A 10,814-nucleotide genomic window follows, 5' to 3' on the forward strand; every position below is an offset into this window, starting at 1 on the left:
GTTTCCAGTGTTTTTGGTTATTATGGTTATAGAAGCCGTAAGGATACTTTCATGCTTTAAAACTTCTACCTCTAAAGCAAACACATAAAAAGCTGCACACATGATGCAGCTTTTTTTGCAAAATTTCCTGATTGCCATTTTGTATCATTGTCTCTCATATCAGATAACTTCGCCAGTCTATAATCCTTCAATACTCCCCTTTCAAAAAACATAAGGAGTTGCTCATCGCTGCAAATAGGCATTGTGCTTATTTTGAAGAGAGCTCTGAAAACTTCCTTTCTCAACTGATCATCAAGAAAAACTAGACAAAACGCGGGATATCCCATAAATACGCAGAAGGAAATTGTACCTTTAGCATCTTGGGGAGGAGCATTGTGGCAAAGAAAAAATCTATGATTTTCGTCCAAATGGGACTTTTCCTTGTTTTGGGCTTTAGCAGCTTTGCCGATGAAACGGCTCAAGTTACATTTGCTCTACACTTAGCAGAAAGCACAGCTTCTATTTCAATGCTGCTGTTTGCAGGGCTTATCGGGGCAATTTGTGCCGGACCAATTGCACCACGTCTCTTGCATCGCTTCCAACCGACACGAACAGTACCCATTGTTTTATTGTTTGAAGCACTCTTTATAGCCATAGCTGCAATCGCCAACCAATTTTGGATTTATATTGCACTTTCTTTCGCACTGGGTTGTGCTGGTTCAATCTTTTGGTCCGCAATCCTCGTTTCCGTCCCAGAATTTGCAAACAATGATCAGCAACTAGATCGACTAAACCGCGTTATCCAAACAGTTCGTAATCTTGGCTATATTGCCGGACCACTGCTAGGGGGTGTGTTGTATGGTCTATCGAACGGGCAAAAAGGATTGTTTGCGCTGTCAATCATGGTTCTTTTTGCCACCTTTATCACTCTCTTCTGTTTTAAAAGTTTAAAAATTCATGCGCAAACGACAAACACAGCGCAGCAAAGCAAAAAAGGGCTAGACTTAAGAGGTCTTTTGCGTAAAAAAAATGTTGTCTATGCTCTTTCTCCCCTCATCATTACCATCATCCTCACCTCTGCTCTCAACGTCTTATCGATTGTCCGCATTCGTACCGATCTCAACTTAAGCGCTGAAACCTATGGAGTGATCACAAGCATGGTAAGTCTTGGCCTCGTGGTTGGTCCACTCTGTTTCTCCAGCCTTTTTCATCGCTTTGGCAATGCCGCTGGTGCATCACTTGCCGCTGCAATCATTGGCTTTGCAATTTTCTGCTTTTCCCTCACACACATTGTGTGGCTGATGATGCTGTCATTTTTCATCCTTGGGAGTGCAAACGGTGTGCAAAATGCTCTAATGGCAAGTTTTATGATGAAAGCCATTCAAAAAGAACAGCGAAACAGTCAAATGCCCGCCTATCTCTTCATCATACAAACATCCGTATGCCTTGGCTTTCTTGGAGCTGGTTTTGTCCATGTTCATCATACCCAAAGCACACTGTTTATCATTGGCATCGCCACAATGATCGCAGGCATATTAGGTTTTATCTTGAACAGTGCCGTACAAAAAAAGGAACAGAGAGAATTTGAGAATGGTTAGTGGACTGGGCTGTTTTCTCCGCAAGCAAACAATGCCCCAAAATGGCATAACAATCACCACCCGATTAAATCGTTGTATCTCTCATGCAACCCCATACCAACCCAATAGAATTTTGATAAACCACTCCTTAATGTAGAGCAACTAACAAGCCTCCCCAAAACTTGATATTTTAAAGTAAAAAAACGATAACATCATGCAACAAGATCCTATAGGCTTAAACTTTTACAATGGAACAGGCGGCTATGTGTGGCAACTGGCAGACTATATGCGACATGACTTGAATGAAAACATCCACACCTTTGCCTTACAAAAACCCACACCGACCATAGCAATCAATTCTTTTGCCGTTTATCCACGCAAATTAGCCCCCCTAGCACATATTCAATGGGCAAAAGATGTAAAAATAATAAAAAATAAACCAGCACTCATTAGCAAACGCCAAATTCAACCTATCACCGTTGTTTCCACCAAAAGCCGTGCTTTTGCTGGATTTGATTTGCTAACATTTGCAGCACTTCATAAGAGCTGTTCTGTTCAGTCCTTGAAAGAAATCAAACTCAATGGTTACCTTTTTGACGTGGACAGTCTTTTAATATCACTATTGCGACACGGTCTCATCAAAACAGATCAACAAGCCTTTTCAGAAAATGATGCAACGGCTCTTTTACGAGAGCCAACATATATTATCATAGATTCTTCTCTTGGCACTCTTGCCATTAATCAACTCAATGGGCGCACAATCCGGCTGAATGAAAAAACCAAACCTCTCTTGCAAAAAGCCACAACAGAAATGCATCTTCAACATCCCATAGAACAAACAACCACGTTTTTTATAAAAGCAGGAATGCTGCGATTGGTAAAATGATAAGGATCAAAAGATGTCCCTGATAAGACCCGATATGAGAACAGAAAACAGTGCTGAGCTTATTTACACGCTCATTCAAATGGCAAGACCGCACACAGTCATTGAAATCGGTGCGGGGGATCGTACGCGCTTGATTGCTAAAGCACTTCAAAAAGCGAAATTATCATGGCAACAAGATAAAAAGCTTTTAGAATCCTCCACCTGGGAAGAGCGCACAGCTTTGCTTGATCCTTCAGGAATTCCTGAAAATTACGAACCACAACTGATTACAATTGATGATTTTACAGCCAAAGGTCAATCAGCAGAAGAAGTATGGCAAGAACTTCTTAAAGATGGCATTAAAAAAGACACTGTAACATTTATCAATGAGAATTTCTTCTCTCTTGATGAAAGCACCCTCAAATCTTGGGGACCAATAGATTTTGCTTGGATCGATGCTGGAACTCCAGCAGATGATGTGCGATTTGTTATAACCCTTTGGGAACACATCACCGCTGGTGGTTATCTATGTCTGCATGAACCAACAATGACAACAACAATTGCTCTCAATGGGGCACAACGGGGTCAAAGTATCAGAACTCCTTTGTGGGAAGAAATTCTCTACCGGCTTGATGGCTCCTATGAGGCTTTAACACTCCCCGAAAACCACAAATATCGCCAAAGTGGTCTGGGAATTATTCGCAAACGCACCCCTACCGAACAAATTGTACGCGCACAATCGCTACAAGCAGAGCTCATAGAAATCAATGAACTGCCCATTCGCAATGATCTTTTGCCCATGGGAAAAGAAACCCTTCGCAAACGCGATACCCGCAATTCACTGATCTCTGCCATGACCTCACCTACACTGCGCGCTGTTTATGCCGCCATTATCCTTGGTGCGAAAAATCTTTCCGAAGTCCTCAAACATGTCGATTCAGATGCGAAAAACATTCACAAATCCATCAATCGCCTTTTGAACCTCGGACTTATTCACAACACAACAGAAGGATTTCAAGCCGAAGAGACACTGTGGAAAATGCTAGAAAATAAACATGAGCGGAATAGGGAAAATTTAAGCGACCGCCATTTAGAAACAGAAGAGATGCTATCAAAAATTGCACAAGCCTTTCAGAAGCAAAAAATCTATAGCGAAACGGAAGTTTCCAAGATATGCAACCTCTTTACGATAGACTTTGCCCGATTACGACGCACTCTTGTTGAGAGGGGTTTTTTACAACGCCATGGAGGCAAATATCAACGCATGCGCTAAAAGAGAATTGAAAAATGTTAGCGAACTCTATCGTTTTTCTTCTATATTTCAAGAGAATGAATAACCTTCCACTAAAAAAATATAATTTCATTAAAAGGTTATAAAATCATTCATCTCATTCATATGTTGACAATCTATGGAGGGGTTAGTACATCCCCTTTATAAAGGATACAATGGAAAAGCAAGAATGCGGGGTGCCATTTGGTTATCAAATAGCATTAGAAACAGTCAAAATCATCAGGAGAAGATATGGGATCAAGGTCTCAATGATCTTACCGATTATTGCGGACACATCAGGAAACAGTGTTGTTGCTCAACCCAAATCATGCTCGATATTTCTAAAAACATCGTAGACAAAAAAATAACATTCTTGCAGTGGACTGGCTGGTGAATTGATAAAGAGACTATTTCAACGAAATGTGTACAGCGGAAACAGGGCTGACAAAACTTCCTCAACAGATACAACAAAATATATTTGATCATTTAACGACACTTCTATGGAAATTCCATGGGCAAAAATAAAATAACTTTTTTCATCTATAGCACAGTTTTTCTTTCTGAGTTTTCCTTTTTCTTTGTACTCCCTCTGATTGGAAACTCTTCTCTCATAACTGCTGCCAATGTTGCGTTTTATCTCTCTGGATCGGTAATCCTTGAAAGCATTCTCATGGTAACCACAACGAGTTTATTAGAAAGACTTTCTCGTAAACTCTTAATGGCTACCGCCTTTATTTTAAGGAGTAGCGCTTTTGTATGCGTTATCCTATCGCTCACGCCTTCTGCATGGTTGATCTTTTTTACCTTAATGGCTTTTTCGAAAGCACTTTCCAAACCATTTTTGCGAGAAATTTTATCAGAACATCTCAAGGGAAGTGCTCTTAAGCGCGCATTAACCCTCTATTCATTTTTTCAAAACGCTGCGGTTGTTATCGCCCCTCTTGTTGCAACAAGTGCCATAAAGTACAATGCGTCAGTTTTTTTGATGGCTTTTTTTGCACTCATTAGTTTGTATCTTTGTTTTCTATCTCTCAAAATTGTTTATCATTACCCCCATAAAACATTATCTCTTGAAAAGAATAAAAAGATTAAAAAAACTCTTCTTTTTTCTTTAAAAACAATAACACATAATCGTTCTATTTCTTATTTGCTGGTCACGGCTTTGCTTTGTGCATTCCTCATGGGAATTTTCATCACCACCACAACACTTCTCAGTAAATTTGATAGCACTCTCGCTCCTTATAGTGGGATTTTCTTTTCAATTGTTGGCATCAGCATTTGTATCTGGCAGGGGGTAATCAATAAACATCTCACCCTTTCCGATAAAGCAACTTTTTATCTTCTCTGCTTTATGGGAAGTTTCTCCTCGTTTTTCCTCATAAGTGGGGTCTTTACCGCTGTGACTGCATTAGTTGCCTACAGTGTCTATGAATCTGTCATGGTTCCAGAGATATACTATCAAGCAGGGAAAACAACCGTATCCTTCTCTGCCAGTGTTCTTTTTAGTTATATTCTTGTTGTTTCAAATATTGGCCAAGCCGCCGGCTCATGGACAAGTGGATGGATCATCAGCCACTTCAACAATCATATCGCTTTCATCTTTTGCATGATTGTTTGTGCCTCCGCCTTTGCCTCTTGCCTTTGCCTCACGCAAACTAAAAAATAAGCAGCTTCCATGTCACATATCCTTTTTGAAAACCCGTAGCACAATAAGAGTGCCTAAAACACTTCGCCATAAATCACTCAATTATGGGGAGTACACAACTCTGCGGCAAAAAAGCTCGAAACGGTCTTTAAAGATTGCTCTGTAAGCCCTATTGCCAATTGCCTCACAGCTTAAAGGATTATGGAGCGGATTTTTATTGGCACATGAAATTTGTCACCTTCTTAAAATAACATATTACCCATTTGCCTCTATAGTTGATCTTGAGACTTTGAGTTCAGCTATCGAAGAATTTTCTATCGATATCATTATATGCCTACCAAGTTTTGCGGATAAACTTATTACGATCTCTTGAGAAAAAATTAAAATCTCTCAAAAAAACCTATTTTCTCTTAGAGAAACCTTTCAAGCTTAAATCTGTGTAAAAAATAAAAGACATAATCCCTGAATTAGATATTAACCCCCTTAGCTTTACCACAAAAGAAACTGGTCCAATAGGATTCCAGTGTTCCAAGATTGCCAATGTTTTTTAGATAAACAGTAATGTTTACATCTTATAGGACACATTCAAGCGAAAACACATCCTGAAAATGATGCCTAAAAACAATGAATGAAGAGTATCCTTTTTTATCCTGATGATGCTTCATTACTTGAGCACATCACAGGTGAGAGTGTTCATATTGCATAGGATCAATCATATAACTGTGAAACACCACGAACATACCTTACACCTGAAAGGAAGAACACCAACCTTTTATAATATTATGGGCGCTTTAACTTCTATTCACGATTTAACAAATGTCTTGAATCTTCAAGGTTGTACTCTTTCGGCGAAAGACCATGCAACGCATTATCGTGAAAAAATTTGAACACGGGTGGATAGAGTTTTATTGTTCATTAATTCACCTGCACACCCTTAAAAGAAGCGCTCTTTTATCATCGCTCTCATCCTCTTATTTGATAAAAGAGAGTATCAATAAAGCGCAATTTTTCCATATTTGCTTTATGCGGAAATCTCAATTTATTCGCTCCTCAAGCTCTGAAAAAATACCCCCCCAAATAAAATCCTTTTTTCAAACTTCGCAATATCCTATAGTGCCTGATAGTGATTTAGTGGAAATTAAATAAGCTAAGATTGCAACTTCCCACAAGCGTTCTTGCGCTTGATTGTTATTGCCCCCATACGCGCTTTTTCATTTTTTTCAACGTCCATCAACAACAGTTGTCCTTGTCATAATCGCATTTTGAAGGGAATAAATAAACGATTTTTGCGGCTTTTTTCACCAAATAATTCCCATGAAGAGAAGATAGAGATGCATTTTGTACTGGTGGAAGTCTCAACCTTTGACTTGGCTAGACTTATAGAGGCAGCAGAAACGCTCGCACTTCACTTACACCTCCTCACCCACAATAAAGATCTCTATTTTTATGAACTGGATTATATTAAAAGCGTGCATCTCAGTGTTATTGAACGCGATACATTTCATCATGCGGAAATGATAACCTATTGCAAAAATTTAAAAAACTGTAGTGGCATTCTCAATCTTACAGACACGTGGGCGACAAGTGTCAACGAAATCTCCGCCCAGTTGGGATATAAAACCCAAAATGCCTATGCGATAAATATCTGTAGAGACAAAGCTTGTTTAAGAAAAATCCTCTGTGAAAAAGGTCTCACAAAAGGACAAGTAACTGTTATTGAACGTGAGGCTTTCCAAGCCACACACGAGCTCTCCTATCCTGTCATTCTGAAAGACCCACAGGGAACAGACTCAAAAAACGTATAGTTTGCAGAAAATAAAACGGAATTTACCGCAATCATGGAATTTATAAAAAACCATACTTCCCTCAAAAAAAATCTCATTGAAACCTTCTTTACAGGCACACTCTACAGTGCTAAAATCATTAGCTATCGAGGGAAAACAAAGCTTCTCGCCCTCTCAAGCATGGTCATGTCAGACATGCCTGACTTTAAGAAACTTGCAACAGCTTTCCCTTAGACAAGAACATTGCGCAATTACAGGGAATAGAAGAGGGGATTAAAAATATCCTAGCAGCTGTTTCCTATCATGGGGGCTTTGCACATACGGAATTTATCATCACTGAAGGGGACTTCTTTAAAGTTGTTGAATAAATCCACGCTTAAGAGGCGTGCAAATTGGTGAAGCACTCTGCCAAACTTTTAACACCAATATCTACAAAGGATTTTTAGAATGTGCACTAGGAAGAAAACCTGAATTATTTCGAATAAGAACTGATCCCCAAACCTTTATCGGTCAAGTACTTGTCTATGCAAAACAACAGGTAAATTTCAGCAAATGCGCTTGCAACATGCAAGGAGCAAGCAAACTATTCTCTACCCATGTACCTTACAGGGAAAAACTCTGAATTTGAGAGACCAATCTGCATGCGCTGACATTTTATTGACCACAGGAACAAGTTCAGAAACGACTCTGTTAAATGCACTTTCTTAAGCAAAAAAGTAAATCTTGTGGTGGCAAAATAAAATGGTGCGTAAATTCTTCACTTTCAAGGCAAGCATAAAACTCATCCTCATAACAACTTTACTCAGCAATATTGGGATATTTATGGTTGTCCCTTTTTTGGCGATTTACTTAAATAAACTTAACTCTCTCAGTACAACAGAAGTTGGAATCATCATCGGAGTAGCTTTTTTATGCAAAAAGGCAGGCTCTCTCTTAGGAGGGGTGCTCTCCGATTATGTCCATGTAAAAAAAACAATGCTTTTAGGTCTAGCAACACGAATCCCTGGCTATCTCATTATTGGTTTTACGCATAATTTTTATATCCTCCTCCTCTCTTGCGCCTTCATTGGTTTAGGAAGCAGTCTATACACTCCTGCTGCGAAATCTTTTTTAGTAAGAAATGTTTCGAGAACTGAAAAAGTGGATGCCTTAGCAACAAGATCAGTCTTTGTTAATATAGGGGTTTCTATCGGCCCCTTGCTTGGAATGTTGATTTTTAAAATGCTCCCCTCCTTATTATTTAGTTTCGTTGGATTGATATTTTTTTTATTATTTCTTCTGAACTGCACCTTAAAAGAAAGCTCTAATACTAACAAATTGGACAAAATAAATTTTTCTGATTTTAGAACGTTGCTCACCAACAAGACCATGCTTGGCGTTTCGCTTTTTATATTCTTGTTTACCTTTTTTTATATCCAACTCGAAAGCACCATACCTGTGTTCAGTGATCAGGTTTTTGGAGGAAGTGCTACTTCTTTTATTTTTGTCTTGAATGCTCTCATCGTGATCTTTTTCCAAATGTCTGTTTCCAAATGGGCATGTAAAGAAAACTCCAAAACGCCCAAAGTATTATCCTTTGTTTTGTTTGGAATCTCATTCCTCCTCCTCCACGCTCTTGAGCATTCTTATTTTTACCTCTTCTTCGCGATCATCCTCTTTTCCTTTGCTGAAATCGTGATCTACATACGCCTCGATTATGAGGCCACAAATATAGATGAACGCTTAATCGCTAGCACATTTGGAATCATGAGCTTGTCCAGTGCTTTCGGAGGCATGGCAGGAAGTTATCTTGGCTCCCTCTTGTACAACCAAGAATTTTTTGGATTATCGGTTTGGCAGATCTTGAGTATTGCCTCTCTCAGTACCGCCCTCCTCTCTCTCCTCACACTCAAAAATTCAGCAAAAAGGTAAGTTGATGAAAAAGCATATTATCCTCTTCACCCCCCATCATGCCATGATTGATTGCACATCACTCAACGATATCGAGATGACAATTTCGGACAAGCCCCCCCCCCTCTCCACTTATATGAAGCAAGACTCTCTCTTTCTTTTTGCTTATCATAATATATCTTTTACGAAAAAAGATCATCAGCGCCATCCATAGCAAGAATAAACAGCCATAATCATCATAACATTGACGTTCTCATAACTTTGCCCCCAAAAGCTCTTCCACAAGCATCAGAATTGTCCAGACTTTAAAGGCTTAAAGCATTATCATGGAAAAACAATGGAACGAATACAAAAATAAATACGCAATGCATTTATTCCTTTCTGATCATGCAGAGTATTCTCTCAAATTTTCAAACATGCAAAGTGAGTTGACGACGAACAGACTCCTCGATAAACTCATCAAGATCAGCTTAACTGATAGCTTCATTTTGGAGGAAGAGGGGTTGTACACAAGAGAAGCATTTGGGGACCATCAGCACTTCCAATCACATTCATCCCCATATTAAAGCCATCACAAACGGGTGTTCATTCTCAAAGTCTGTGATTTATGGGGTAGAACAAACATTTTAAAGAGTATCTGTAGGGAGCAAAATTATGCAAAAGGTGGATTCCTATACCAAATCAGAAAGGTATGTCATATATACCGTAATTATTTCCAGCATACTCCCCTTGCTGGACGGAAGCATTGTTAATGTCATCCTTCCAGACCTTGCTTTTTATCTTTCAGTAGAGGAAAATAATATACAATGGGTTGTAACATCCTATTTTCTTGCCACCGTGCCAGGATTGTTGATAGCAGCTTTTGTGCAAGGAAGAATAGGTATCAAAAGAACTTGGTTTCTTGCAAGCTTCATTTTTATGCTTGGATCACTGGGGGTAGGATTAAGCTATAATTTTCCAACCATTATATCTGCCCGTATCGTTCAAGGTTTCGGGACCGGTCTTTTGCTGCCCCTTAGCCAAACCATCATTGCCTTACAATTTGGACAGACACGAGTGCGCCAAGCCATGGGCACCATAGCCGTACCAACAGTTTTCGCTCCTGCCTTTGGTCCGCTGGTGGGCGCCTCACTTGCTCAGTATGTCTCTTGGCGTTTGTTATTTTTTATTAATATTCCGCTCATTTTATTGGCGCTCACCATTGGAGCTAAACACTTAAAGAGCAACGAAACAACAAAAACAAAATTTAACTTATTTGCATTTTTAGCGTTTTTCATATCGCTTATTTCGTTTTTTTATCTCACAGAAGCCAGAAATATAAGGAACAACACCTCCGTATATATCCTAGCACTTATAGCGGTGATATCTCTCATATTGTTCATTGTTTCTAATCAGAAAGCAAAAAACAAATTAATCGTCTTTAGCGGATTTCAAAATGCGCGCTACACATTACTCATGATCATGGGACTTGTTGCTTCATTTCTTTTTTATAGCTTCCTTGTTTATTTCCCACTAGCCGTTGCCATGGAACAAGCCCATGAAAATAGCCTTCTCATCATCGGCGCAGTCCTTGCTTTACAAGGGGTAGGTGCATGGATCGGAAGGAAATTTATTTACCAAAAATGGAAAGAAAAATCTCCCTTTTTCATGATAGGAATTGGTTTGGTGATATCAAGCTTTGGATTATTATGCTTCGGCTATAATATAAGCATGGATGGGTTTGGATTCTTGCTAAGAGGCATAGGGCTTGGCATCACCACCATTGTCTGTCTTTCCGCCCCTATCCAATATGTCAACAGTTTAT

At 39.3% G+C, this 10,814-nt stretch carries 7 protein-coding genes; all 7 read left to right on the plus strand.

The genetic code is table 11. The features are described 5' to 3' along the window. Positions 1-374: 374 nt before the first annotated feature. Positions 375-1,577 carry an MFS transporter gene (locus ACFIJ8_RS08260; RefSeq protein WP_375639366.1) on the plus strand — a complete coding sequence of 401 codons (1,203 nt, stop codon included), beginning with the start codon at positions 375-377 and terminating at the stop codon, positions 1,575-1,577. A gap of 193 nt (positions 1,578-1,770) precedes the next feature. Next, positions 1,771-2,442, plus strand: coding sequence for a hypothetical protein (locus ACFIJ8_RS08265; RefSeq protein WP_375629885.1), 672 nt, complete (start codon positions 1,771-1,773; stop codon positions 2,440-2,442). A gap of 13 nt (positions 2,443-2,455) precedes the next feature. Beyond that, positions 2,456-3,694: a DUF2087 domain-containing protein gene (locus ACFIJ8_RS08270; RefSeq protein ID WP_273788679.1), complete on the plus strand. Its 1,239-nt coding sequence runs from the start codon at positions 2,456-2,458 to the stop codon at positions 3,692-3,694. Between the two features lie 508 nt (positions 3,695-4,202). Then, positions 4,203-5,357 carry an MFS transporter gene (locus tag ACFIJ8_RS08275; RefSeq protein ID WP_375639367.1) on the plus strand — a complete coding sequence of 385 codons (1,155 nt, stop codon included), beginning with the start codon at positions 4,203-4,205 and terminating at the stop codon, positions 5,355-5,357. Between the two features lie 1,310 nt (positions 5,358-6,667). Beyond that, entirely contained in the window at positions 6,668-7,141 is a 474-nt protein-coding gene (locus ACFIJ8_RS08280) for a hypothetical protein (RefSeq protein ID WP_375639368.1), read from the plus strand. A gap of 720 nt (positions 7,142-7,861) precedes the next feature. Further along, positions 7,862-9,031, plus strand: a complete 1,170-nt coding sequence (locus ACFIJ8_RS08285) for an MFS transporter (protein ID WP_375639369.1) — start codon at positions 7,862-7,864, stop codon at positions 9,029-9,031. Positions 9,032-9,664: 633 nt separating this feature from the next. After that, positions 9,665-10,814: MFS transporter (locus ACFIJ8_RS08290; RefSeq protein WP_375639370.1), on the plus strand; the 1,150-nt coding region annotated here is incomplete at its 3' end.

The organism is Bartonella sp. MF74HXZ (assembly GCF_042194445.1).
GTDB lineage: Bacteria > Pseudomonadota > Alphaproteobacteria > Rhizobiales > Rhizobiaceae > Bartonella > Bartonella grahamii.